Below are 24,969 nucleotides of genomic sequence, written 5' to 3'. Positions count from 1 at the left end.
GGGAACGCTTAACGTTCCCTCTCAAATCCAATCTGCTTTTTAATTTCCGCTAAATTTACCTTCGCAATAGCACGTGCCCGCTCAGCACCTTTTTCTAACGCTTCATATAATAAATTTGGCTCATTCATATACATTGCGTATTTCTCCCGAGGTCCAGCTAACTCACGATCTACAACGCGAAATAACTCTTTTTTAACATCGCCCCATCCGATTCCAGTCTCATATTTTTCACGTAATGACTGTACTTCGTCTTCTGTCGCAAATTCTTTATAAATTGTAAATAAGGTTTCTAGTTCTTTCGGTTCATTTGGAAGTGAAGAATCTGTTTTGATTTTAAATATTAATTTTCGTAGTTTTTCTTGCTCTGCAAATAATGGGATCACATTTCCGTAACTTTTACTCATCTTCCTTCCGTCAAGACCAGGTAAAATAGCCCCTTCTTCTTGTATGACATACTCTGGAAGTGTAAATGTCGTGCCAAATGTATGATTAAAATACGTCGCAATATCACGAGCAATTTCAATATGCTGAATTTGGTCTTTTCCAACTGGTACATGAGTAGCTTGAAATAATAATATGTCAGCTGCCATTAAAATCGGGTACGTGTATAACCCCATATTCACTCCCGCATCGACCTCTAACCCTGCTTCTTTATTTTGCTCCACCTTCGCTTTATACGCATGAGCACGGTTCATAAGACCTTTCGGAGTTAGGCAAGCTAAAATCCAAGCTAATTCTAGAATCTCCGGCACTTCCGTTTGTCGATAAAAAATCACATCTTCTCCAAGTCCAAGCGATAGCCAAGTAGCTGCTACCTCTTTCGTATAACTACTAAACTGACTCGGATCATGCACAGCATTTAATGCATGATAATCAGCTATAAAGTACAATGCTTTTCCTTCATTATTCTTTGACATTTGTAATGCAGGTTTAATCGCACCAATATAATTTCCTAAATGCGGATAACCTGTCGGCTTAATTCCTGTTAACATTATTTTTTCACTCACACTAACTCCTCCTTTCTCAAAATAAAAAGAGCCCCTCATCCTTAAAAAAGGACGAGAAACTCCCGCGGTACCACCTTAATTAGCTATCATTAGCTCACTTCATACTTCAATAACGTGAAGTAACCGTCTTTACCTACTCATTTCAGTTAGAAGCTCCAGAGTCCATTCCATATTCATCCCTTACTGATTCTCACCACATATCAGCTCTCTGAAAAGTTTCGAATATGTACTCTTCTCTTTCATTGCTTTTTCGTTATTTTTTACAGTTTATCACATTTCACTTCTAAACAAACCCGAATTTTCTATTTTATATAGCAGGAATTTCCACTTCAATTGTCTAATGATATATAGGTTTGCAGAAATATTCGAAACAACTTTGGAGGTTTTTTCATGGTAAAATATATATCCATTTTAGGTTCCACAGGATCCATCGGCACATCTGCATTAGATGTCGTTTCAGCTCATCCTGAACATTTCAAAATCGTCGGTTTAACCGCAAATTATAATATCGATCTTCTTGAGCAACAAATCAAAACGTTTCAACCTCGTATTGTAAGCGTTGCAACAAAAGACTTAGCAGACACGCTTCGTACGCGTATTTCAGCGAATACAAAAATCACATACGGAACTGATGGCTTAATTGCGGTAGCTACTCACCCTGATTCAAATCTTGTATTAAGTTCTGTTGTCGGAGTTTCCGGACTACTTCCAACGATTGAAGCATTAAAGGCGAAGAAAGATATTGCCATCGCTAATAAAGAAACGTTAGTTGCAGCTGGTCATATCGTAACTGAACTGGCCAAGCAAAACGGATGTCGTTTAATTCCAGTCGATAGCGAACATTCAGCTATTTTCCAATGTTTAAACGGAGAAAATAATAAAGAAATTGACAAATTAATCGTTACAGCTTCTGGCGGTGCATTCCGTGATAAAACACGTGAAGAAATGAAAACTTTACAAGCAAAAGATGCTTTAAAGCACCCAAACTGGTTAATGGGGGCAAAACTAACGATTGATTCTGCCACATTAATGAATAAAGGATTCGAAGTAATGGAAGCAAGATGGCTATTTGATATTCCTTATGAAAAAATTGATGTAATGATTCATAAAGAAAGTATTATTCATTCTTTAGTAGAGTTTATTGATGGATCAGTTATTGCGCAGCTCGGTGCTCCTGATATGAGAATGCCAATTCAATATGCGTTTCACTACCCTACTCGGCTACCTTCTTCCTATGAAAAATTAAATTTATTAGAAATTGGTAGTTTACATTTTGAAAAACCAGATTTAGAGAAGTTCCCTTGTCTACAATACGCATATGAATGTGGCAAAATTGGTGGCACTACTCCTGCTGTATTAAACGCAGCAAATGAAATTGCAAATGCATTATTCTTAAAAAATGAAATTGCCTTTTTCGATATTGAAAAAACAATTTACAAAACAGTTGAAGCTCATCATAACGTAAAAGATCCTTCACTAGATGCTATATTAGAAGCGGATCAATGGGCGCGCCAATATGCAAATGAATTGTTAATAAAAAAGAGCTAAAACAGTTCCCACTGTTTTAGCTCTTTTTTTCACGTATTCAACTTAACAAATCGATATCCGTGCGTAACTAACACTTTTAATATTGCATACCCTGGAATTGCTAAAATAATCCCCATAATTCCAAATAAATTTCCGGCAGTTAAAATAATAAAAATGATAGTAATCGGGTGAATATCTAACTTTTTACCCATGACTTGCGGAGAAATAAATTTACCTTCTGCTAATTGTACGACCATCATTACGATAATTACCTTTAAAACCATTGCTGGCGAGTCAATAAATGCGATAATTAAAGCTGGTGTAATTGCAATGATTGGGCCTACGTACGGAACGATATTTACAATCATCGCTAAAATAGCGAGTAGTACCGCATATTTAATACCGATAATAAGGTAACCAATTAATAGCATAATACCGATAAATAAGCTAACGATAATTTGTCCTCTAATATACGAGCTAATCGCATAATGCATATCGTCTAGTATTCTCATCGCTGCTGGTCGTCTTTGTTCTGAAATAAACTTTAAAAAGTGATTCGGTAATTGCTCACCATCTTTTAAAAGATAGAACAATATAAACGGAACCATTACAAACGTTAAAACAACCTCTGTAACAGTACTCAAAAATCCAGTTACATTTCCTGTTACTGATGATAAAGATTTCGTAAAATCAACTGTGTAGTCTTTTACCATATTCGCAACATTAATATTTAAATTCTCCTGAATTTTACCGAGTAAATTACTTTCCCCGAATCTACGTGCTGCTTGTTCAATCTCATGACCAAAATAAGGTAAGTTATCAATTAATGCATCAATTTGATCTTTAATAATAGGGATAACCGTTACAACTAAAAATACAAATAATCCTAGTACGATTAAATATATGGAAGCTATCGATACAATTCTTGAAACACCTTTCTTTTCTAAAAGCGAAACGAATGGATGTAAAATATAGAATAGCACGCCTGCTAATAGTACTGGGAAGAAAATTGTTTTTAAAAATACGATAAACGGTGTAAAAACAAATGATATTTTTGTTAGCAATAAAATATTAATGAACAATAACGCAAATCCAAGTAATACCGCCAAATAATTTTGTTCTCTAAAAAACTTTCTTAACTTATCTCTTTTTCTTATATTTATTTTCTCCAATGAAACCACCTCTTCGAATGATGAAAAGCCCTTATTCAGGGCTCTTCATCATAATCTATATATCTATTTCTTTGCAGCTTTCACTACAAATGATACAATAAAAATTAACACGATTGCACCTAATAATGCTGGCATGACATGAATCCCACCAAATGATGGCCCAAAGGATCCAAATAATCTACCACCTAACGAAGCACCTAATAAACCTGCGATAATATTTCCGAACATACCACCTGGGAAATTTTTACCTGTTATAGAACTAGCAATTGCACCTATAATAGCACCAACTAAAAATGTGATAATCCATCCCATTTTTAGTCCTCCATTTCTATTATAGTTTGTATGATTCAATACAAACATATGTATTTATCATTGCTAATCATATTTCACTATAGAAATATATTTACTACTATTTTACATATGGAGATACATATATTATATGCAAAAAAGAAAAATATTGTCAAATTCACTCATAAAGCAATTATATTCATATACCATATTCAAAGGAGGCTTCATTATCTATGATTCTTAAGTTAAATTCCACTTCTATTAAAGTAGCAACATCCATTTTACAGGTTCAAATTCCAGCTTATAAAGTTGAAGCAGACTACTTAAATAGTACTGCCATACCTCGTTTATATGATACTGTAAACGATATTCAAAGTTGTGGTGAAACATTCTATGGATATTTTTCTGAAAATAAACTTGTCGGTTTTATTTCTTTTGTACAAGAAGAAAAACTAATCGATATCCACAGGTTAGTTGTATCGCCCGATTTTTTTCAAAAAGGAATCGCAACGAAACTCCTAATTCATATATTTAACATGTTTCCCTCTTCAATGACATACATTGTACAAACAGGTAAAGCGAATACCCCTGCTATTACTTTATATAAAAAACACGGATTCATTACAGTATCAGATACAATACTTCCTGACGGTATGATTCTTACGCAATTTAAAAAGACAGAATACACAAAATAATTTGACTTGTTCGCTCCTTTATGTTATTTTTTACTTTATAAAACCTTTTGCTGAGTCCAAATTTTGGAGCGGGGGAACCATTTTTGTAGCTATGCTACTTGGGGCGAATCTTTTTTAAGTAGGGAAACTCTCACTTCCCGAGTCCGACAGCTAACCTCGTAAGCGTAATGGGAGAGGAAGGTGCTTTTTGCCTATGTTACACATTTTGCCTCCTTAATTATAAATATGGGATCGATATCAAATAGTCACCTATATTTATAGAAAAGGAGAATGTATTATGTTACGTTTATCTGATCACGCAATAAAAATGATGGAGCAAAGACTCCGAATTGAAAAACAACGCACATATCAAGCAAATAAAGTTGTAGATAACTTACATCACAAATACTTCTTTCAGCATATTTTCCAACCGAAAAGATGAAGAAAATGTTTATTTAATATTAAAAAACACAAGGTGTGTCTTACAAAGACATTCCTTGTGTTTTTTATATTCTTTATAAAATTCTCACTACATTTAAACTTGCTGTAATCGCACCTGCTATAGTAGTCACATGACCTACACCTAACGGGCCATTTTGTAATATTAATGTTGAATTGGCACTCGTCACATTCACAAGAAGTGTATTTGAAATGGCTGGTTCGATTACTACAGTTGATGTCGTTACGTTTTGTATAAAACTCCCTGTTAGTTGCGTTCCATTTAATAGCAACCTAACAGATACTGTCTCATTCCCACCAGTCGCGTCCCCTTGGAAATAGTAGCTTACTAAATATATTCCTGGCGTCGCTACTGTGACTGTCGTAGCACTAGTTAAAGATACACCAGTTCCATATACAGTGGATCCAGAATTAATTGGGATGTTGGCATTTGCTGCAATTGTACTTGTTGATGTAGAAAAGAAATATCCGCCACCTGTCGATATAGCAGATGATCCTGTTGCTCCTGTCAAGCCAGTTGGACCCGTAGCACCTGTTGGGCCCGTTCCCCCCGTTACCCCTGTTGCTCCAGTCATTCCTTGTATGCCTTGTATTCCGGTCGGTCCAGTTGCACCAGTCACTCCCGTCTGGCCGGTTGCTCCTGTTGGACCGGTTATCCCTTGGGGACCTTGGATTCCTTGTGGGCCTTGGGGACCCGTTTCTCCAGTCAGTCCGGTTGCTCCCGCCTGACCGGTTATCCCTTGGGGACCCTGGATTCCCTGGATTCCTTGAGGACCGGTTACTCCAGTCTGGCCGGTTGCTCCCGTTGGACCAGTTTCCCCTTGTGGTCCTTGAATTCCTTGAGGACCTTGGGGACCCGTTTCTCCAGTCGGTCCGGTTGCTCCCGTTGGACCGGTTGCTCCCGCCTGACCGGTTATTCCTTGTAGACCTTGAGGGCCGGTTGGACCTGTTGGGCCTTGGGGACCTTGCACTCCTTGTATCCCCTGAATTCCTTGGGGACCCGTTGGACCAATTGGACCTTGTATTCCCTGAATTCCTTGAGGACCCGTTGCACCCGCCTCGCCGGTTGGGCCTTGGGGACCTTGCACTCCTTGGATTCCTTGAGGACCGGTTGGGCCTATACTTCCTTGTGGTCCTTGAATACCTTGGATTCCTTGAGGACCGGTTGGACCTGTTATGCCACTCGGACCTTGCACGCCTTGCACTCCTTGAGGACCAGTTGGACCACTCGGACCTTGGATTCCTTGTAGACCCTGTAAACCAGTTGGACCTGTCGCTCCCCTTACTCCTTGCTCACCTTGTATACCTTGAACCCCTTGTGGGCCGGTTGGACCGATTGAGCCTTGTATTCCTTGTAGACCTTGCGGACCGGTTGGGCCGGTTACTCCTTGTATCCCTTGTGGACCTTGAATGCCTTGGTCACCCGTTGGACCAGTTGCCCCCATCGGTCCCTGTACCCCTTGCAAACCTGTTAAACCAGTTGCTCCTGTTGGACCCTGTATCCCTTGCACTCCTTGGATTCCAGTTGCTCCTGTTGCTCCGGTCGCCCCTGTAGCCCCTGTTGCTCCGGTCGGACCGGTTGGACCCCCTGGTGATCCTGCTGGACCGGTTGGACCGGTTGGACCTCCTGGTGGACCGGTTGGACCGGTTGGACCTCCTGGTGGACCGGTTGGACCGGTTGCTCCGGTCGGGCCAGTTGCAGAACCTGTCGGACCAGTTATCCCAGTTGCTCCTGTGGGGCCGGTTGGACCTGGATCACCTTGTAAACCGGTTGGACCGGTCGGACCAATTACACCTTGCACTCCTTGTATCCCTTGTATTCCTGTTGGACCTACCTGCCCCATTTCTCCCTGGGGACCTTGTAAACCTTGAACACCAGTCTCCCCTTGTGGCCCCATTGGCCCTTGCTCCCCTTGAATTCCTTGAGAACCAGTTGGCCCAATCGGACCCTGTAGTCCTTGTATTCCTGTTACACCTTGTAAACCACTACCTCCTAAATTACCTTGAACACCTTGTATACCAGTATTTCCAGTTGGACCGGTTGGACCATTTTCTCCTTGCACCCCTTGTATACCTTGTATTCCTGTCGGGCCGATTGGACCGATTGGACCTTGTACGCCTTGTATCCCTTGTATTCCTGTTGGACCGGTTGGACCGATTGGACCAGGAATTCCTTGTATCCCTTGAATACCAGTTGGACCAGTCGGACCTCTTTCGCCTTGTATTCCCTGTGGGCCTCGTTCTCCCATAGGTCCTTGATTACCTTGAGAACCTTGTGGTCCAGTTAAACCAGTTGGGCCGGTTGGACCATTTTCTCCTTGCACCCCTTGCACCCCTTGTATTCCTTGAGGCCCGGTTGGACCGATTGGACCTTGTACGCCTTGTATTCCTTGAGGGCCAGTTGGTCCACCTAAAGAACCTGTCGGACCGGTTGGTCCAGTAGGCCCCGTAATACCTGGCGGCGGAAAAGGAATAGGTGCTTGAAACTTACTACACTTATCTTGATTCTTCACAAGCATCTCCTCCCGTTTGTAACGCATCAAACTATTTTCAATATATTTAAACTGGCTGTTATTACTCCCGCTAATGTCGTTACATGCCCAATAGCTAATGGACCATTTTGTAATGACAAAGTGGAATTTAGAGAAGTAACTTCGATTACCATCGTATTGGAAATCGCTGGTTCTAATATAAAATTACCTTTTGTAACATAAAAAATAAAACTCCCTGCGACTTGCGTTCCGTTTAACACAAGACTTACTGAAATTGTTTCATTCCCAAAAATTGCATCACCTTGAAAATAATAACTTATCAAATATATCCCTGGCGTACTTAACGTTATAGTTGTCGCATTTGTTAAACTAACTCCTGATCCAAAAATTGTAGATCCAGAATTAATTGGTATTAACGCATTCGCTGCAATTGTACTCGTTGAAGTAGAAAAGAAATAACCGCCCCCGCTAGGTAAGCCAGTCGCTCCTGTCGCTCCCGCTATTCCCAAGAAACCTATTGAACCTGCACTACCAGTTGCTCCTGTCGGTCCCACCACGCCACTCGGGCCCTGACTACCTTGTGCTCCAACCGGGCCTATACTACCACTAGCACCTATCACCCCACTTACTCCACTTGGGCCTTGCAATCCTTGAACCCCTTGTATACCTTGTATTCCTTGCGGACCCGTTGCACCTGTATTGCCGGTCGTTCCCGTTATTCCTTGTATTCCCGTAATCCCTTGAAAACCTTGCAAACCTTGTGGTCCAGTTGCCCCGGTTGCTCCAGTAGCTCCAGTTTCACCCATTGCACCAGTAATTCCAACATTCCCTTGTGGGCCTTGTGGGCCTTGACTACCTTGCGCCCCTTGGACTCCTTGAGGGCCTGTTATACCGACTTCCCCTGTATTTCCTTGGGGACCTCTAATTCCTTGCGCACCTGTTGGACCGATAATTCCTTGCTCTCCTTGTATTCCTTGCACTCCTTGCGCTCCTGTTGGACCCATTATTCCTTGTAATCCTTGAGGACCTTGCAAGCCAATAGCTCCAGTCGGTCCTATTATTCCTTGCACTCCTTGAGGACCTTGTGCACCTTGTGTGCCTGTCAATCCGGTAGTCCCTTGTATCCCTTGAACACCTTGAGGACCTTGTATTCCAGCTGCTCCTGTTTCTCCTTGTATTCCTTGCACTCCTTGTATACCTTGTGCTCCAGCAGGACCGGTTGCTCCTCGGATTCCTTGTGCACCTTGAGCTCCTTCCGCTCCTGTAACACCAGCTGGACCGGCTATCCCTTGTATTCCCACCATTCCTTGTGCTCCTGTTGGGCCTATTACACCTTGAATACCTTGAATACCTTTAGAGCCTTCTGCACCTGTTGGACCAGTTACTCCACGCGTACCTTGTATTCCTTGAGAACCTTCTGCACCCGTTGGACCTGTTATTCCTTGGTTACCTTGAGGACCTTGTGCCCCTTGTACTCCAACTGCTCCAACTACACCTTGTGAACCTTGTGCTCCCCTTACACCTTGAGGACCGGTTGGACCTGTTATACCTTGCACTCCTTGCGCTCCAATTGGTCCTATCCCTCCGCTTACGCCTGTTGAACCAGTCGCACCCGTCGGACCGGTTGGACCTCCTGGTGGACCGGGTGGGCCAGCTGGTCCAGTCACCCCACTAGATGGACCAATTGGACCTGTTGTTCCCGTCGGACCGCCCGGCGGTCCTTCTGAGCCTTGAATACCAATGCTACCCGTCGCTCCCGTTATACCTCTTATTCCTTTTATCCCTTGAAAACCTGTTGCTCCCGTTATACCTTGTATTCCTTGCACACCTTGTGGTCCTTGTAAACCTATTGCACCTGTTATCCCCTTTATTCCACTTATACCTTGGGCACCTTGCATTCCAGTAGAACCAGTTGGACCCACTTCACCTTGTATTCCTTGTGCTCCTTGCGGGCCTTCCTCCCCAGTAATTCCTTGTATCCCTTGGAAGCCGTCTTCTCCTTGTATACCAGTAGCCCCTTGCTCTCCTTGTATTCCTTGAACACCTTGAGGACCTTGTGAACCAGTTACACCCGAGAGTCCAGTTATGCCTCTCTCTCCTTGCATTCCTTGTCCTCCTGTTTGTCCTCGCTCACCTATTTCCCCTTGTATTCCCTGTATGCCTTGTATACCTTGACTACCAGCAGGACCCGTAGCTCCTTGTATTCCTTCTAACCCTTGTACTCCAATATCACCAATTAGACCTTGGTTACCGATTAATCCTTGAGCACCTTGGAGACCAGTCGGGCCAGTTATACCTTGCTCTCCTGTACCACCAATAGCTCCTTGTATTCCTTGTGCTCCTGTTGTCCCTCGGGGACCTTGTATTCCCCTGATACCTTGAGGACCTTGGGGCCCAGTTGCTCCCGTCGGTCCAGTCACCCCTGTAGGACCAACAGGACCTTCATGCCCTCCAGTTGGACCGATTGGACCACTATTACCTGTCGGACCAGTTGCTCCTATAAGCGGAAGAGGCAGTGCCACTCCGAATTTTTTGCAATTTCTATGATGACGCACAACAATCCCCCTTCCCTAAAATCATTACACCTTTTATATGAAATGCATTTTTATAAGAAAAGTACACCTTTGACCTCATTTTTTTAAAATAAAGAAGCCTATCATTTCATCTTGGTATTATCCCCTATAGGTAGACAGTAAAAAAAGAGTCCATCTGATATGATGGACTCAATACTGTTTTATCTGGAGGAGATTTTTTTATGGCAAGAAAGGGACAATCATTTCAAAAATATACAGAAGAACTAAAGCGAGAAGCAGTTCGTCTTCGATTAGAAGAGAGAAAATCATTGCGAGAAATTCGAGAACAACTCGGTGTGAAGAGAGATGCTCAGATTATTGAGTGGGTAAAACGTGCGCAACAGGGGGAGCCCTTTGATGATCAACGTGGCGTCTGGAATCGAAAGAATTTTAATAGTCTAGAAGAAGAAAATGCTTATTTGGAGGCACAGGTTGAGTATTTAAAAAAGCGCAATCCAAATCTAAACGGGAAGGAATGGTCCTAAAGAAAGAACGATTTTCTCTTATCGATTCATTACGCCAAGCCTAGCCACTTCGATGGCTGTTTCAAATCGCGGAAGTTTCTAAGGCTGGCTACTATAAATGGCGGAAATATCATAACGTACAGCGTTTACGTCAGAAAAGGGATAGGTGGCATAAAGAACATATTTTATCTATTCATCGTCAGCACCCTTATTATGGGTATAAACGCATGACTCGTGCTTTAGCTCGAGAAGGAGTGGTAATGAATCATAAACTTGTTCGTCGTCTCATGAGAGAGCTGGATATTCAATCTATCATTCGAAAAAAATGTCCGTTTTATGGAAGAAAAACATCTGTGATATTTAAAAATCATTTGAAGAAACTGTTTTGATAATGCGTGTATCGAATCATTCTTCTCACATTTAAAAACAGAGAAGTTGTATTTAGTGCGCCCAAAAACATATGAAATGGTCTATCGAGCAATTCAAGAATATATTCAATTCTATAATACAGAAAGGTTCCAAGAAAAACTTCACGGTCTTTCCCCGATAGAATATCGGGAAAAGGCCGTGGCATAATACTCTTTTTATTACTGTCTACTTGACAGGGAGATGACCAACAGTCGAATCTTTTTATTTTTCATATTCAAGGTGATTATGTCTTTTACAACCAAATAAATAGCAAGCCCCTATATAATCAGTTTCAAACTCTAATCCTGGAACGTATCCAGATTTGATACGTTCTACCAATGTTTTATAACAATTATTCTCTTCTGTATATTCCTCAATTAACTCTTTCTTATCATTTTCTGTCCAGTTTTCTTCTACTTCTTCATTCTGAACATCTTCTATTTCTGCTGTTTTCGCTTCGATAGATTCCCGTATAACTTCATTTATACGGGAGAAATTATTCGTTTTATATAGAGCATACACAAATCTACCAATCCAATTAGGACTTTTCCAGCATTCTTTATATCCCTTTTCGAACCATTCAATTGCTTCTTTATAGCAATTCAACTCAACATATAAATCTGCTACCTTAATTTCCCCTAAAAAATTATCAGATTCCCTGTTAAAAGTATCTAACTTCTCTTTTGCTTCTGTCGTTCGCCCTAAATCAATTAAACATTTTACATAGCTATACATGATATAGTCCGAATCCCCTGCAACTCGCAAGAAAAATTCTGAAGCTTTTTCCAGCTCTCCAAGGTTATAATGTGCTACAGCTACATTATGATATGCTTCATCTGATGGTTGAATCGAAATAGACTTTTGTAATGCTTCTTTCGCTTCTGTCCATTTTTCTTGTTTCATGTAAATGTCCCCTAAGATGTTATAAGGAAAGTATGAAGAAGGATTCAACTTAACAACTTCTCTTATTAATTCAAGAGCTTTATCATCATTCTCTTCCTCATAAAAGTACATCCAAGCCAGATTATTGAGAGATTGTACGTCTCTAGATTCATGTACTGCTTGTTGAAACAGTTCCATTGCTTCCTCATATTTATTTTGTTCAAACATTTCAATTGCCTTCTCATTAATGTTCAAATAAATACCTCCGAAGTAAATGAATTCATCTATTCCCTATCATTATAGTAAAATGTAAAAATTATAATTTCTATAAAAAAATTTCTTTCTCTCGTCTACATTTCGATTGAAATAGAAGCTAAAACACATGAATTTACAACAATCAGTAAATTTTTCAATCTCCCTTAAATTGGATATACACCCTGTTTTAATTTACATATTATGGTACAATTAAAAGGGTACTAACTAAACATTTACGCTCCACACTAGTAATCTAGCAATACCAAAATCAAAATTCACATGGAATTGAGGGATGTTATGAAACAGAAATTAGCTGTTCTTCTATTCACCGGAATCATATTATCCGGATGTTCAGCTATTCCAGGAAATTCTTTAGAAACTGGAAACGGCAGTATGGAATTATTAACACCAACCATTACAACAAAAGATAATGAATTAGAAATTAAGACCGAGGGCATTGATGAAAATAAAGTGACCTTTATTTATGTTGCTAATAAAAAAGTGTTGGAACAAAAGCTAAAGAATGGTGAATCCTACAAGCTTAACATTAAAGATATCGAACACGCTCATAGGACAGACTACAAACCAAAAGTTCAACTTTTGCAAACGAAAGATGATGATGATGATGGAGAAATAGTAACCTTCAAACAAGTTAGATATACAGTTAAAAACTGATTTTAAAGTTGTTTCATTATAAATGTAACGAACGAAAATATACTTTTAACAGTAGATACATGTAAGGGGTGCTAACATGAAAAAACGATGGATTTCTTGGTGGATTGGTAACATATTTTGGATTATCGTTTTTGGAATATGGGCCACTATCATTTGGCTACGAGATGTTGATGGTGCTGGTGTTATTCAAACACCTGAAATTAAATCAATATCACTTATCGTTTTATTAATTACATTTATCATACCGGTATTTTTTCAAATTATATGGCTAATCATTAATTTGAGAATGAGTAAAAAAAATAATTATACGATTTAGTTTTTTTGAATTAACAGATGAATATTTTTCATAAAAAAGAGAGGAATCTACATCAAAATAGATTCCTCCCTTTTACATTTGGACTTATACTGCGCTTTTACTGCAGCACTACTCCTCTTTTTTACGATGCATGTTCATCTTTCTTCTTCATTAACGCTCTTTTCTTCATCGCTTTCGTTAAATATCCACCTTTAAACGAACGAATTTCATACGAAGACATAAACGCTTTCGGTGCAATTTCATTAATAATTTCTAAAAGCTCTTTCTCTCTAGAACGCTTTGCGACGATATCTAAGCGATAACGTATAGAATTAATACCTTCGCCTTCAAATACTGTAACGCCAAATCCAGAGTGACGTAACTCATCTACTAATTCATTACAACGGTCTAGTAAACTAACTTGATACGTAATATAACCAATTGCTAATTTATTCTCTATATAACCGCCTAATAACAGTCCCGCACTAAAGCCAATGACATAGGCAACGATGTTCATCCAATTTGATAAATCTTGAAACACAATACCTAAACTGACAATGTAAATAGCTCCTTCTAACAATCCAACACCAGCAGCGGATCTTGTTTGATTCTTTACAAGCAAAATCGTACGAATTGTTAAAATTGGAACGTAAATAATTTGTAGCACAAAAATAAGTAGCGCTTGTAACATTGGTATCCACCTCTTTCAAAAAGTCTTTTGTCATAATAACATACATAACCTTTAGAAATCGATGGGTTTTTTAAAATTTTTTTATTATTTTTCATACTATTGAAAAACGCAAAAAAGAAGCGTATCATATTTGTCGTTAATTTGATTACTTGTATCATATCGCTAAACTAAAAAAGGAACCCAATTAGGTCCCTTTCATCATAGCTCTATGTTTTTCGAAGCACGTTCCCTTTGCTTCTCTTCTTCTTTCACTAACTGCATATTTGCATACGCTAAATTTGCAATCATTAAAAAGTGACCACCTAAAATACCTGTACCGAATGCCCAAATTTCCATTTCATGCTCAATTTCATACATGATTATAGCTCCTAAAATAGCAGCTGCAAATCGGTTTAAAACTCCTAATCCAGGAGACTTTTCCTTCATTACGATACTTTTTCCGAGTTTCTCCACTCTGCGAGCTAATAACCAAAGACAATAGGCGCTTACTGCTAATCCAATACCAAACCCTGTCACTTGTTTTCCAAACGGAGTAATCGTCCACATAAGTAGTAAACCACTAAAGATCACATACAATTGTAATCGATATACACGTAAGGCTTCTTGAATCAAAATATCCGCTCCTAAGTTCTCATTTTTTGTACTTTAGAAGAAAAGCAGCAACTTACACAGTTGCTGCTTTCTCTTCTTCTTGTTCTTGTTCCATCTTACGAATTTCAACACGTTTAATTTGGTAAGCGTCTTTTTCTAACACTTTAAATTCATAACCTTCTGCCTCAACGTGTTGTCCTTCTTCGATTTCATGATTTTGCATCATAATCCATCCACCGATTGTATCCACATCATCTTCTTCGATGTGTAATCCAAATAAATCTTTCACTTCTGAGATAAGCACTTTTCCATCAACAATGATATGTTGCTCGTTCACATGTTGAATTGGTGGCGCTTCATCTTCATCATATTCGTCACGAATTTCGCCGACGATTTCCTCCAAGATATCTTCAAGCGTTACAATTCCGGCTGTTCCTCCGTACTCATCATATAAAACAGCCATCGGAATTCGCTTCTTCTGCATTTGAAGTAATAAATCGTGAATTGGAGTCGTTTCCATCACTTCAATAATCGGACGCATATACGAGCGAATAGATGATAAATCTTTTTGATCCTCGGTCATATATCGAATAAAGAAATCTTTTACGTTGACCATACCGATAATATCATCTTTATCCTCTCCAAAAATTGGATAACGTGTGTATCTCTCATTTTGGATCACTTTCATGTGTTCTTCTACTGAATCTTCCAGGTAGAAACCAACGATTTCTGTTCGCGGTACCATAATCTCTTTTGCAATACGATTATCAAATTCAAAAATGTTATTTACATACTTGTATTCGGCTTGATTAATTTCGCCACTTTCATAGCTATCTGAAAGAATAAGGCGTAATTCTTCTTCGGTATGAGCTACTTCATGTTCAGAAGCCGGTTTTAAACCGAATAAACCAGTTATCACACGAGCTGAACCATTCAATACCCAAATAAATGGATACATTACTTTATAGAACATCATTAGTGGAGCTGCAAATAATAATGTTACTTTTTCAGCCTTTTGAATTGCCATCGTTTTCGGAGCCAATTCCCCTACTACAACGTGTAAATACGTCATTAACATAAAAGCAAGACCAAATGTTAATACTGATGAAATAGAAGGATTTAAGTTCCATTTCTCAAATAATGGGTGTAATAACTTTTCAATTGTCGGTTCACCTAACCAACCTAATCCCATAGCTGTCACTGTAATACCTAATTGACAAGCAGATAAATATTCATCTAAATTTGTTGTTACCTTTTTCGCTGCTAAAGCACCGCGTTTTCCTTCTGCAACAAGCTGATCAATACGACTTGAACGTACTTTTACAATCGCAAACTCAGCTGCTACGAAAAATCCAGTAAATGCGATTAAAATCGCAACCATGACTAAATTAAATATTTCCAATGAATCCCCTTAGTTAAAAAACTAAGGTGTCCACCTCCTGTATACTATAATGTTTTCTTATTTGTTTCTTAGAAAACATAGCCCTATACAAAAATTAAAGAGGTCAGATTTCACTTTTTCTATAATAATAGAGCAAGTGTCTGTATTAAAGCTGTCGTTTGACCAGATAAAGATTTCGATATTTTTTCACGTTGTGAATCAGTCAATCCATCTAAAAGCGGCTTTAACTCTGTTAACTCTGCTTCTAATCGATGAATATGGTCTGTCACTTCATTCACTTGTTTCGAAACGTGTTCATTGATACCGAGCAGCTTCTTCTTCTCCTCGATTTTCTCTTTAATCTCACAAAGCGGCATATGCATTTCTTTGCACTTCTCAATAAATTGTAATGTCTCAAATGCTGTTTCGTCGTAATAGCGATAATTAGATTGAGATCGCTCCGCTTTTAAGATACCTAGATTCGTATAATAATCAATCGTTCGTTTCGACACGTGAGCCATGAGAGCCAACTGTCCGATTCGATACACCTTCCCAACGATTTTCCCCCCTTGTTTATATTACTTACATGATACAATACATAAACTGTACAGTCAAACGTGACGGTTTATTATTCACAATTTATACCAAATTCCAAGCTCCACCCTACTATTATCCAATACAAATCACTCATACAATAAAATTACTAAACTATTACCTAATCACTACATTGTCTGTACCTTTTAACCTTTCTTATTTAAAAGCATATTCTACTAATAATGATTGCTTGTATAGGAGGGAATTAACATGAAAAAGACAATCATTTCTCATTTTTATAATGAAGAATACCTACTTCCATGGTGGCTTATGCATCACACGAAAATATTCGATCACGGCATTTTAATTAATAGAGGGTCTACAGATCGTTCCGTAGAGATTTGTAAACTATTAGCACCCCACTGGGAAGTACGAAATTCCAGATTTCTTGAGTTTGATCCAACTAATACTGATATTGAAGTGATGGAAATTGAAAGAGAAGTTTCAGGTTGGAAAATCGTTTTAAATACTACTGAATTCTTTTGTTGTAATAATACTGAAGATTTTTTTTCATCTCTTCATACACTAGGCCAAAACATGTATGCGATTAGAATGATTTTAATGATAGATAATCACAATTATAATTATTCAAAGCCTAGATATTCTATCCCCTTAGTAGAACAGCGATACCACGGTGTCTTCCCTTACAACCCACAACTCGGATGTGCTTGGAGATTTATTCACAATCATCTAGATGGTGCATATTTACCTGGTAGACATCATTCGCGGCACGGATATATAATTTATGACTATCCTTCATTTATTTTAAAATTTTATTTTAGCCCTTGGAATGAACAGTCAAAGGCAAGAAAATTACAAATTACACCTACCCTTTCAAAAAGGGGTGTTCAAATGGGGCTTCAAACACATTACGGTCAATCTCCTGAAGTACTGGACATACGTTTTTTAGAGCTTAGTAACCTAACACAAGACCTCCGTCATAACCCTGAATACCAAGAATTATTCCCAAAATTCAAACCGTAATATTTTCTGCATCGTCATCGCCTCAAACATTTTCATTCGCTTAATCAAAAACAATCTCATTTGCATAAAACATGAATACTGTATAAATAATAAATTTTTATTTTAGGAGGAAAAAATGAAAGCTGTTATTCTTGCTGGTGGGTACGGTACAAGAATTGGGGAAGAAACACATTTAAAACCGAAACCTATGATTGAAATTGGAACAAAACCCATTCTATGGCACATTATGAGTTTGTATAGTCATTACGGGATTACTGAGTTTATTATTTGCTTAGGCTATAAAGGATATGCAATTAAAGAGTTCTTTCTAAATTACAACTTACACATGTCTGATTTCACAATACAGTTAAACGATAATACAATTACTAGCCATTCTCATCGTGTAGAACCGTGGAAAGTTACACTAATCGATACTGGTGTAAATACCGAAACGGGTGGCCGAGTGAAAAAGATTCAAAATTATGTCGGAGACGAACCTTTCTGCCTCACTTATGGTGATGGATTAAGTAATGTAAATATAAAAGAACTTATTACATTCCATAAAAAACATGGAAAAATGGCTACTGTTACTGCCGTACAACCTCCTGGTAGATTTGGTTCTCTCATATTAGATAAACAGTCTGTAACATCTTTTCAAGAAAAGCCATTAGGTGATGGCGGATGGGTTAACGGTGGATTTTTCGTTTTAAATCCTGAAGTTTTCAATTACATTAGTGGAGATAAGTCTGTTTTTGAAACAGACACTTTAGTTCAGTTAGTAAACAAAAACGAATTGGCCGCATATCAACATTCTGGTTTTTGGCATCCAATGGATACATTGCGTGATAAAAATAAATTAGTCGAGCTATGGGAAAGTAATAACGCTCCATGGAAGGTTTGGTAATATGGCTTCATCATCTTTTTGGAATAAGAAAAAAGTATTTATTACGGGACATACTGGATTTAAAGGCTCCTGGCTCACCCTTTTCTTAAGTTCTTTAGGGGCAGAAATAGTGGGCTTTTCTTCTCATCCCCCATCCATTCCTAATCTTTTTGAACAAGGTAACGTAGCAAAAGAGTGTATGACAATTCATGGCGATATTACTGATTACGACTCTTTATTCCACGCCCTAAAACAACATAATCCCGACATAATATTTCATTTAGGAGCTCAGCCAATCGTCACCACTTCATACAAAAATCCTATCGATACATTCAAAACGAATGTTTTAGGTACTGTCCACGTGCTAGAAGCAGCAAAGTCCGTCGAAAGCGTACGTGCCATTATTAATGTGACAAGCGATAAATGTTATGAGAATGACGGTAGTGGCGACCGAGCGTTCGTGGAAAATGACCGACTAGGAGGTTTCGACCCTTATAGCGCTAGCAAAGCTTGCGCTGAAATAGTGGCAACATCCTATCAAAAATCATTCTTCCGCACTAATACCCAGAAACTCGCCTCAGTCAGAGCTGGTAACGTCATCGGCGGTGGTGATTGGGCAGAAGATCGATTATTCCCTGATATCATTCGGGCATATTTGCACAATCATACTTTGTGTATTCGAAACAAATATGCCGTCCGTCCGTGGCAACATGTTTTAGATCCTCTACATGGCTATATCCTTCTAGCTGAGAAACTTTGGAATGATGCTAAATATGCAGAAGCATGGAATTTCGGACCGATTAATGAACCTAGCAGAACCGTAAATGATGTCATTCAATCCGTAACGAAATTATGGAATAAACGACTCACCATCCATTCTCCCTCTACGAAAACTCCTTATGAATCACCAATTTTAACACTCAACAGTACAAAAGCAGTAAACAAACTCGGCTGGACCCCTAAGTTATCAACAGATGATTCTATTTCTTGGACTGTTGATTGGTACAAAAAATATGCATCCGGTGAAAATATAGAATCTTTCACGCGACAACAAATCGATGCATTCAAAAATTTATAAGGGGACTATAAAATGGAACAGAAAAAATGCCGTTTTTGCCACTCATTACTAACCAACACTTTTTTAGATTTGGGCGTTTCTCCTCTTGCTAATTCATTTGTAGCTCCTGAAAATTCATATAAAATGGAACCATTTTATCCGCTGCACACATTTGTTTGTCACTCTTGTTTACTCGTGCAGCTAGATGAATTTGAATCTCCGCACAATATTTTTCATGACTACTTATACTTCAGCTCTTACTCCTCAAGCTGGCTGCTACACGCTAAACAATATGTAGAAATGGCGATTAAGCGTTTCAACTTAACGAAACATTCAAAAGTGATTGAAATCGCAAGTAACGATGGGTACTTATTACAATACTTTAAAAAAGAAAATATCGAGACATTGGGAATTGAACCCGCGAAAAACGTAGCAGAAATTGCTATCAAAAAAGGAATTCCTACTCATGTGAATTTTTTCAGTAATGACTTAGCAAAAAAATTGCCACAAGCTGATTTAATCGTCGCAAATAACGTATTAGCACACGTTCCGAACTTGCATGATTTTGTCGCTGGTTTAAAAACACTATTAAAACGTGATGGCACGATAACAATTGAATTCCCACACTTATTAAACCTCATATCCTTTAAACAGTTCGATACTATCTACCATGAGCACTTTTCCTACTTCTCACTTATAAGCCTTCAAAAAGTTTTAAGTTATCATCATTTACAAATTGTTGATGTAGAAGAACTTTCAACGCATGGTGGTTCCTTACGGATTTTTGTAAACCATCTAAGTGCCCAATCAACTATCCATTCCAATGTTACAAAATTAATTCAAAAAGAAGTCGACCACGGGTTAGATACTTTAGATTGCTATCTCCTTTTTTCTAAACGCATCGAACAATTGAAAATAAATATTTTAAAGTTTTTTATTGAAGCGAAAGCTTTAAACAAACAAATTATCGGTTACGGTGCTCCAGCTAAAGGAAACACCCTTTTGAATTATTGCGGGATAGGTAAAGAATTTCTAGCTTATACAGTAGATAAAAATCCTCACAAACAAAATCTCCTTTTACCAGGAACTCGTATTCCAATAAAATCTCCAGCAGAAATTAAACGTACAAAACCAGATTACATTCTTATACTTCCTTGGAATTTGAAAGACGAAATTATGAAAGAATGCTCTTTCATTCGTGAATGGGGCGGTAAATTTTTAGTGACGGTTCCAGAAATTGAGGTGATCGAGCCATGAAGAAAGTTGTTGTAACAGGTGGTAGTGGCTGGATAGGTAAATATGTTGTACATTCACTTATACAAAAGGGATACGAAGTGCACGCCACGTATAATAAAAATAACCCCTCTCACCTCCCTTGCCATTGGCATAAAGTAAACTTGCTTCGCGATGACGAAGTAAAACAATTCATTTACGACGTTCAGCCTAGCCATCTCATTCACCTTGCTTGGGAAGCAGTGCCACCAGCATGCTATGTATCTATTAATAATTACTATTGGCTAAAGTCTAGTATTTCATTGATTCAACACTTTACAACATGCGGTGGAAAGCGTGTTGTCGTTGCAGGTACTGGCGCAGAGTACGAATGGTTTAACGGCGTATTATTTGAAGATTCACCGCTCCTTTCCTATAAAACCCCGTATTCTTTATGTAAAAATGCACTGCACTCCTGGCTAGAAACGTATGCACAACAAACAGGCCTCAGCATGTGTTGGGGCCGCATTTTTCATATGTATGGACCTCACGAACAAGGTAATCGGCTCGTTTCTAACATTATCACTTCCTTATTAAAAAACGAGGAAGCACTATGTACACATGGAAAACAATCGAGAGATTTCCTCCATGTGAGTGACGTCGCTGACGCTCTCGTAACAATATTAGAACACAGCGTTACAGGCACCATCAATATCGCTTCTGGTCAATCTGTACAAATTAAAGAGTTAGCTTCTATCATTGCTAAAAAGATAGGAAAAGAACATTTAATTAAACTAGGTGCAATCCCTTTCTCTAAAGATGAACCTTTATTTGTCGGGGTTAATGTAGAACGTTTAAAAACTGAAGTAAACTGGAAACCAACATACGATCTAAATACAGGAATTGAAGAAACAATTTTATGGTGGAAATCATTTATACAAAAACATAACGATATGCATCATTAAAACGTAAATCCTTCGTTCCTCTCGCTAATTCCTTATACCATCCTTCTAATCTTTCCGGCGTAACAATATGATGCGTCCCCATTCCCCCATGCTTACTAGCTTCAGAAAGAGTCGGACCAATTTGTAACTTTCTCTTTCTCATCGCATCGTTCCACGGACTAAACCCAAACCATAATATACAGGCAAGAGGTGGATAAATCATCGATTCATGCGCAGATAAATGTCTTCCAACCGTATAACTTCCATGCTCATGATTATGAATAAATCTACCTCTTCTCCATAACGGCCAATCTTCTGGTAAATAACCATGAAACCGCTGTTTCATTAAAGGTATTCCAAAGTTAAGGTCCGGATAGTTGTAGTTAGGATCATCAACCATAATAAGCCCGTCCAGCCAATACATCCTCCCCCCCAATTCATTTAGCGATTTCCAAAACTGATTTTTATCTTGCACGCAAAGAAACTCAGTCGTATTTAAAATCATTTTCCATCCTTGTACTTCTTGTTCTATCCTCATCACTTCATGATCTGTCGCATATGCATCAAACTCTGGATTTACAGAATCTCGCACCTCCCAATGCGGTGCGAATTTTTTACAAATCTCAACCGAACGATCCTTAGAACCTTTATTAATTAAAATGCCATGATCAAACAGTTTCGTATGATGTATAAGCCACCACGGCAATAAATACTCTTCGTTATAAAAATGAGAAATAACAGTTGTAGTTATAACAATCTCCTCCTCTTTCTCTATTAATCTACTTTTTCATCCTACTCTTAATATACTTATCTACTATGTCATTGGTTTCTCTTATTTTAAAAATATGTTTTTCTACCATATACTACACTTTCTTAGACAGCCACTATTTCCTAAAGAAACATCCCAATAAACTGAAAATTAAGTTATAATATCATTATAAAATATGAAGGAGGAATGCACCCATGTACTACAACACTTCATTCGAAAACGATCAACCTGTAGGCCGTCTATAAACTAAGGCGGGCTTGTAACACATACACTATGCCTCGTCTTAGGGAACTCATATTACCCTAAAAATAGACGGAGGTACTTCAAATGAAACAAACAATTTTAGGAGCTATATGCTTATCACTAGCAGCAAGTATATGGGGCGGTATGTATGTTGTTAGCAAATACGTACTCGATTTTATCCCACCACTAACACTCGTTTGGCTACGCTTTATTATCGCTTTTGTTGTTTTGTATGGCATTTTAAAACTAGCTGAGAAAAAGCAAAAGAAAAAAGTAACCATTCGCAAAAAAGATTGGCTCCTATTCGCTTGGATTGGATTTATCGGATATTTTATTTCAATCACATGTCAATTTATCGGAACAAAATTATCCGACGCTCATACAGGCTCATTAGTAACATCAGCTACACCTGCATTTATGGCTATATTTGCAGCGCTCATTTTGAAAGAAAAACTAACCGCTCGTAGACTTTTATCTACTATCATAGCGACAATCGGTGTCATTATCGTAATCGGGTGGGATATTGAAATTGGCTCCTATTTTATCGGAACAATCATTTTAGTTGGAGCCGCTATTACGTGGGCTTTACTATCTATTTATGTAAAAATCGCTTCAATCCAATTTTCATCCTTAGTTATTACAACGTATGCCATATTCTTTTCACTCTTTTTTATTACACCTTTTATGATAGGGGAACTACAAACATCCTCTATCGGAACAGTAAATACGTACGTCATATTAGGCGTATTATACTTAGGAATCGTCTCAACAGCAGGTGCCTTTTTCCTTTGGAATAAAGGATTAGACTTAATGGATGCAAGCATCGGTTCCTTATTTTTCTTCTTCCAACCTATCGTTGGATCATTACTTGGTTGGCTCTTATTAAATGAGACATTAAATAGTAACTTTTTCATTGGTGGTATGCTCATTATATGTAGCGTTTTCATTACTACTTTTGAAAAGAAATAAAAAGCAGGCAGAGATTCTTAGTCTCTGCCTGTTCGCATAATTGGATCTTGGTCGTGAAAACCAATACAAATCGGTATATTACTTTGCACTTCACTACGTACACTTATAAAACTACACAGCGTTTTAGCAATTAAATATAAAGTTATACTGATTGCTTTTTCACTTGTATCAAAGCCATTTTCATTATACATATCTGCTAATTCTACAGCCCCCGGCCCCTCAATATTATATGTCCATTCAGATGCCCAATCGTGATCCTCTTCTTCCATTGGAAAATACTCCTCACAAATATAAAACTGACTATCCCATTCGTTATCAAGGTCATACTCAAAATAAATCGCTTTTGCTTCTTCGTTAGTAGCCATTTCTACAGCTGCATCCAAACCTACTCGAATACTTTCCTTATATGACTCTAAATCAATTGCTTTAATTCGTTCTGCATATTCTGTAGATGCCAACATGCAACAAATATCATAATACTTCGCTTCTATTTGCTCTACTGCTAACGAAAAGACATCCTCTTGCATCTCTTCTAAATACTGAAATATATCCACACTAAACACTCCTCACTCTTTACGCACTCCAATGCGATGGACGGGACAACAATTTCGGCAATTTCGTATGCTTATCCCCTTTCGCCGCATTAATTTGAACTTGCGTAAGAAAAATACAATTTGTAAAGTCTGCTCCGCGAATATCTGCATCTCGTAAATCTGCTCCAATGAGATCTGCCCCTCGTAAGTCTGCTCCATTTAAGTTTGCCGCAATTAAGTAAGCTCCTCTTAAATTTGCACCTTGTAAATCTTTCTTTTTCAGATTTGCTCCCATAAGGTCTGCTCCGCGGTGAATGATTCGTTTCTTACGCGCAGTATTCATTTCCTTCCATACTAATTCGCTCGTTTCTAAAAGAAGAATGTTCACCTCTGCCCTATGCATTGGAACATTTATTTTCATTAACTCACCTGGATTTAAATTCGAAAGTCGCTCTGTCTCCTCAATTGCGGTCTCCAGCTCTTTATGAATTGGCTGTGTTGCCTTTAAAAGAATCGCTTCATTCAAATACCAAAGCATTTCATGAAGTTGATGCATAACCGGAAAAGCATCGTACATTTTTCTTGCATGCTTTGCATCTTTCCTCCAATCAATCCCTTTAAACGTACCCTGAGAAATCTTCTGCCCAGCACCGAAACACTCAAATACTGTACAACCTTTATAACCTTTTCCTCTAAGATTTTTATGTATACTACATTTAAAATCTGATTGTAAGTTGGAACATGGTTTACCACCATCTTTATTCACTGCAAAATCTACCGATGCTGCGAACGGTAATGCAACGCAACATAGACCGAAGCATTTTTCGCAGTTTGCTTTTAAATGATCATTATGATTAGTCAAAATCTATACCCCCTGTTGTCTTTTGACTATTTCATAATATTCCAACTGTAATAAATAATCAATTTTAAAATAAACCGGCATCTTTCGTTTCAATTCATAACTTTAT

At 38.3% G+C, this 24,969-nt stretch carries 24 protein-coding genes, 1 pseudogene, 1 riboswitch and 1 other annotated feature; of the genes and pseudogenes, 12 read left to right on the top strand and 13 right to left on the bottom strand.

The annotated features are described in order from the left end of the window. Window positions 1-8: 8 nt before the first annotated feature. Window positions 9-1,007, bottom strand: a complete 999-nt coding sequence (locus ACTFRH_RS12270; RefSeq protein WP_001290882.1) for a tryptophan--tRNA ligase — start codon at window positions 1,005-1,007, stop codon at window positions 9-11. 44 nt (window positions 1,008-1,051) lie between these two features. Continuing rightward, window positions 1,052-1,259, bottom strand: a binding site (T-box leader). Between the two features lie 138 nt (window positions 1,260-1,397). Between ACTFRH_RS12270 and ACTFRH_RS12265 the strand changes: the two genes are divergently transcribed. Next, window positions 1,398-2,555, top strand: a complete 1,158-nt coding sequence (locus ACTFRH_RS12265; RefSeq protein ID WP_000241794.1) for a 1-deoxy-D-xylulose-5-phosphate reductoisomerase — start codon at window positions 1,398-1,400, stop codon at window positions 2,553-2,555. Window positions 2,556-2,584: 29 nt separating this feature from the next. On the opposite strand, the gene ACTFRH_RS12260 is transcribed toward ACTFRH_RS12265, so the two are convergent. Together ACTFRH_RS12260 and ACTFRH_RS12255 are read right to left on the bottom strand one after the other, a co-directional pair. Beyond that, on the bottom strand, window positions 2,585-3,706 hold the full coding sequence (locus ACTFRH_RS12260; protein ID WP_000411482.1) for an AI-2E family transporter: 1,122 nt from the start codon (window positions 3,704-3,706) through the stop codon (window positions 2,585-2,587). 63 nt (window positions 3,707-3,769) lie between these two features. Further along, window positions 3,770-4,018, bottom strand: coding sequence for a GlsB/YeaQ/YmgE family stress response membrane protein (locus ACTFRH_RS12255; protein WP_000539713.1), 249 nt, complete (start codon window positions 4,016-4,018; stop codon window positions 3,770-3,772). A 209-nt stretch (window positions 4,019-4,227) separates the two neighbouring features. On the opposite strand from ACTFRH_RS12255, the gene ACTFRH_RS12250 reads away from it, so the two are divergent. Beyond that, the gene (locus ACTFRH_RS12250) at window positions 4,228-4,689 is read left to right on the top strand and encodes a GNAT family N-acetyltransferase (RefSeq protein WP_000601237.1); all 462 of its coding nucleotides are present in this window, start codon (window positions 4,228-4,230) and stop codon (window positions 4,687-4,689) included. A 38-nt stretch (window positions 4,690-4,727) separates the two neighbouring features. Next, a riboswitch (cyclic di-AMP (ydaO/yuaA leader) is annotated at window positions 4,728-4,870 on the top strand. Window positions 4,871-4,966: 96 nt separating this feature from the next. Continuing rightward, window positions 4,967-5,110, top strand: a complete 144-nt coding sequence (locus ACTFRH_RS12245) for a hypothetical protein (RefSeq protein ID WP_000945243.1) — start codon at window positions 4,967-4,969, stop codon at window positions 5,108-5,110. A gap of 73 nt (window positions 5,111-5,183) precedes the next feature. Here the strand turns inward: ACTFRH_RS12245 and ACTFRH_RS12240 are convergent, their stop codons facing one another. Both ACTFRH_RS12240 and ACTFRH_RS12235 read right to left on the bottom strand, forming a co-directional pair. Next, on the bottom strand, window positions 5,184-7,646 hold the full coding sequence (locus ACTFRH_RS12240) for a BC_3345 family exosporium-associated protein (RefSeq protein WP_440048748.1): 2,463 nt from the start codon (window positions 7,644-7,646) through the stop codon (window positions 5,184-5,186). A gap of 20 nt (window positions 7,647-7,666) precedes the next feature. Continuing rightward, complete coding sequence (locus ACTFRH_RS12235) at window positions 7,667-10,174, bottom strand: collagen-like protein (protein WP_001215818.1); 2,508 nt, start codon at window positions 10,172-10,174, stop codon at window positions 7,667-7,669. Between the two features lie 200 nt (window positions 10,175-10,374). Between ACTFRH_RS12235 and ACTFRH_RS12230 the strand changes: the two are divergent. Continuing rightward, window positions 10,375-11,232, top strand: a pseudogene (locus tag ACTFRH_RS12230) (IS3 family transposase). Window positions 11,233-11,286: 54 nt separating this feature from the next. Here ACTFRH_RS12230 and ACTFRH_RS12225 read toward each other — a convergent pair. Next, window positions 11,287-12,201: a tetratricopeptide repeat protein gene (locus tag ACTFRH_RS12225; protein ID WP_001024463.1), complete on the bottom strand. Its 915-nt coding sequence runs from the start codon at window positions 12,199-12,201 to the stop codon at window positions 11,287-11,289. Window positions 12,202-12,480: 279 nt separating this feature from the next. Between ACTFRH_RS12225 and ACTFRH_RS12220 the strand changes: the two genes are divergently transcribed. Together ACTFRH_RS12220 and ACTFRH_RS12215 are read left to right on the top strand one after the other, a co-directional pair. Continuing rightward, window positions 12,481-12,876, top strand: coding sequence for a hypothetical protein (locus ACTFRH_RS12220; RefSeq protein WP_003301932.1), 396 nt, complete (start codon window positions 12,481-12,483; stop codon window positions 12,874-12,876). A gap of 76 nt (window positions 12,877-12,952) precedes the next feature. Beyond that, a complete protein-coding gene (locus ACTFRH_RS12215) occupies window positions 12,953-13,192 on the top strand; it encodes a DUF3923 family protein (protein WP_000747687.1) in 240 nt (79 codons plus the stop codon). Window positions 13,193-13,313: 121 nt separating this feature from the next. Here ACTFRH_RS12215 and ACTFRH_RS12210 read toward each other — a convergent pair whose 3' ends face one another. From ACTFRH_RS12210 to ACTFRH_RS12195, 4 genes are all read right to left on the bottom strand, one after another. Beyond that, complete coding sequence (locus tag ACTFRH_RS12210; protein WP_000938438.1) at window positions 13,314-13,862, bottom strand: DUF2179 domain-containing protein; 549 nt, start codon at window positions 13,860-13,862, stop codon at window positions 13,314-13,316. A 198-nt stretch (window positions 13,863-14,060) separates the two neighbouring features. Continuing rightward, the gene (locus ACTFRH_RS12205; RefSeq protein WP_000613880.1) at window positions 14,061-14,474 is read right to left on the bottom strand and encodes an ATP synthase subunit I; all 414 of its coding nucleotides are present in this window, start codon (window positions 14,472-14,474) and stop codon (window positions 14,061-14,063) included. Between the two features lie 52 nt (window positions 14,475-14,526). Beyond that, window positions 14,527-15,855 carry a hemolysin family protein gene (locus ACTFRH_RS12200; RefSeq protein WP_000402275.1) on the bottom strand — a complete coding sequence of 443 codons (1,329 nt, stop codon included), beginning with the start codon at window positions 15,853-15,855 and terminating at the stop codon, window positions 14,527-14,529. A gap of 119 nt (window positions 15,856-15,974) precedes the next feature. Beyond that, the gene (locus ACTFRH_RS12195; protein ID WP_000285637.1) at window positions 15,975-16,382 is read right to left on the bottom strand and encodes a MerR family transcriptional regulator; all 408 of its coding nucleotides are present in this window, start codon (window positions 16,380-16,382) and stop codon (window positions 15,975-15,977) included. Window positions 16,383-16,638: 256 nt separating this feature from the next. Between ACTFRH_RS12195 and ACTFRH_RS12190 the strand changes: the two genes are divergently transcribed. The 5 genes from ACTFRH_RS12190 (at window position 16,639) to ACTFRH_RS12170 (ending at window position 21,508) form a co-directional block, all read left to right on the top strand. Continuing rightward, window positions 16,639-17,412, top strand: coding sequence for a glycosyltransferase family 2 protein (locus ACTFRH_RS12190; protein ID WP_000750968.1), 774 nt, complete (start codon window positions 16,639-16,641; stop codon window positions 17,410-17,412). A gap of 115 nt (window positions 17,413-17,527) precedes the next feature. Continuing rightward, window positions 17,528-18,295: a glucose-1-phosphate cytidylyltransferase gene (rfbF, locus tag ACTFRH_RS12185; protein ID WP_000648807.1), complete on the top strand. Its 768-nt coding sequence runs from the start codon at window positions 17,528-17,530 to the stop codon at window positions 18,293-18,295. 1 nt (window position 18,296) lies between these two features. Next, complete coding sequence (rfbG, locus tag ACTFRH_RS12180) at window positions 18,297-19,352, top strand: CDP-glucose 4,6-dehydratase (RefSeq protein ID WP_000168650.1); 1,056 nt, start codon at window positions 18,297-18,299, stop codon at window positions 19,350-19,352. Between the two features lie 12 nt (window positions 19,353-19,364). After that, window positions 19,365-20,588 (top strand): class I SAM-dependent methyltransferase, encoded by a 1,224-nt coding sequence (locus tag ACTFRH_RS12175; RefSeq protein WP_000435767.1) that lies wholly within the window; start codon window positions 19,365-19,367, stop codon window positions 20,586-20,588. Further along, the gene (locus ACTFRH_RS12170) at window positions 20,585-21,508 is read left to right on the top strand and encodes an NAD-dependent epimerase/dehydratase family protein (protein ID WP_000758379.1); all 924 of its coding nucleotides are present in this window, start codon (window positions 20,585-20,587) and stop codon (window positions 21,506-21,508) included. The genes ACTFRH_RS12175 and ACTFRH_RS12170 overlap by 4 nt, the downstream gene beginning before the upstream one ends. Here the strand turns inward: ACTFRH_RS12170 and ACTFRH_RS12165 are convergent. Beyond that, entirely contained in the window at window positions 21,477-22,262 is a 786-nt protein-coding gene (locus tag ACTFRH_RS12165) for a glycosyltransferase family 2 protein (RefSeq protein ID WP_071732485.1), read from the bottom strand. The two genes, ACTFRH_RS12170 and ACTFRH_RS12165, sit on opposite strands and share 32 nt — an antisense overlap. A gap of 321 nt (window positions 22,263-22,583) precedes the next feature. On the opposite strand from ACTFRH_RS12165, the gene ACTFRH_RS12160 reads away from it, so the two are divergent. Continuing rightward, window positions 22,584-23,468 carry a DMT family transporter gene (locus ACTFRH_RS12160; protein ID WP_000814728.1) on the top strand — a complete coding sequence of 295 codons (885 nt, stop codon included), beginning with the start codon at window positions 22,584-22,586 and terminating at the stop codon, window positions 23,466-23,468. A gap of 17 nt (window positions 23,469-23,485) precedes the next feature. Here the strand turns inward: ACTFRH_RS12160 and ACTFRH_RS12155 are convergent, their stop codons facing one another. Together ACTFRH_RS12155 and ACTFRH_RS12150 are read right to left on the bottom strand one after the other, a co-directional pair. Then, the gene (locus tag ACTFRH_RS12155) at window positions 23,486-24,022 is read right to left on the bottom strand and encodes a hypothetical protein (RefSeq protein WP_000350938.1); all 537 of its coding nucleotides are present in this window, start codon (window positions 24,020-24,022) and stop codon (window positions 23,486-23,488) included. Window positions 24,023-24,041: 19 nt separating this feature from the next. Then, window positions 24,042-24,863 (bottom strand): pentapeptide repeat-containing protein, encoded by an 822-nt coding sequence (locus ACTFRH_RS12150; RefSeq protein WP_000181433.1) that lies wholly within the window; start codon window positions 24,861-24,863, stop codon window positions 24,042-24,044. Window positions 24,864-24,969: the final 106 nt, after the last annotated feature.

Origin of the sequence: Bacillus cereus group sp. MYBK216-1 (assembly GCF_051916495.1) — a bacterium.
GTDB lineage: Bacteria > Bacillota > Bacilli > Bacillales > Bacillaceae_G > Bacillus_A > Bacillus_A thuringiensis_K.
The sequence above is the reverse complement of the archived record's forward strand: the minus strand, read 5'-3'. Positions and strand labels throughout refer to the sequence as shown.

What these genes read in the sequence shown, in the direction of transcription:
- ACTFRH_RS12265 (WP_000241794.1), top strand. Translation starts at nt 1,398, where the DNA reads ATGGTAAAATATATATCCATTTTAGGTTCCACAGGATCCATCGGCACA.
- ACTFRH_RS12255 (WP_000539713.1), bottom strand. Translation starts at nt 4,018, where the DNA reads ATGGGATGGATTATCACATTTTTAGTTGGTGCTATTATAGGTGCAATT.
- ACTFRH_RS12250 (WP_000601237.1), top strand. Translation starts at nt 4,228, where the DNA reads ATGATTCTTAAGTTAAATTCCACTTCTATTAAAGTAGCAACATCCATT.
- ACTFRH_RS12245 (WP_000945243.1), top strand. Translation starts at nt 4,967, where the DNA reads ATGTTACGTTTATCTGATCACGCAATAAAAATGATGGAGCAAAGACTC.
- ACTFRH_RS12240 (WP_440048748.1), bottom strand. Translation starts at nt 7,646, where the DNA reads ATGCTTGTGAAGAATCAAGATAAGTGTAGTAAGTTTCAAGCACCTATT.
- ACTFRH_RS12220 (WP_003301932.1), top strand. Translation starts at nt 12,481, where the DNA reads ATGGAATTGAGGGATGTTATGAAACAGAAATTAGCTGTTCTTCTATTC.
- ACTFRH_RS12215 (WP_000747687.1), top strand. Translation starts at nt 12,953, where the DNA reads ATGAAAAAACGATGGATTTCTTGGTGGATTGGTAACATATTTTGGATT.
- ACTFRH_RS12210 (WP_000938438.1), bottom strand. Translation starts at nt 13,862, where the DNA reads ATGTTACAAGCGCTACTTATTTTTGTGCTACAAATTATTTACGTTCCA.
- ACTFRH_RS12190 (WP_000750968.1), top strand. Translation starts at nt 16,639, where the DNA reads ATGAAAAAGACAATCATTTCTCATTTTTATAATGAAGAATACCTACTT.
- rfbF (WP_000648807.1), top strand. Translation starts at nt 17,528, where the DNA reads ATGAAAGCTGTTATTCTTGCTGGTGGGTACGGTACAAGAATTGGGGAA.
- rfbG (WP_000168650.1), top strand. Translation starts at nt 18,297, where the DNA reads ATGGCTTCATCATCTTTTTGGAATAAGAAAAAAGTATTTATTACGGGA.
- ACTFRH_RS12175 (WP_000435767.1), top strand. Translation starts at nt 19,365, where the DNA reads ATGGAACAGAAAAAATGCCGTTTTTGCCACTCATTACTAACCAACACT.
- ACTFRH_RS12170 (WP_000758379.1), top strand. Translation starts at nt 20,585, where the DNA reads ATGAAGAAAGTTGTTGTAACAGGTGGTAGTGGCTGGATAGGTAAATAT.
- ACTFRH_RS12160 (WP_000814728.1), top strand. Translation starts at nt 22,584, where the DNA reads ATGAAACAAACAATTTTAGGAGCTATATGCTTATCACTAGCAGCAAGT.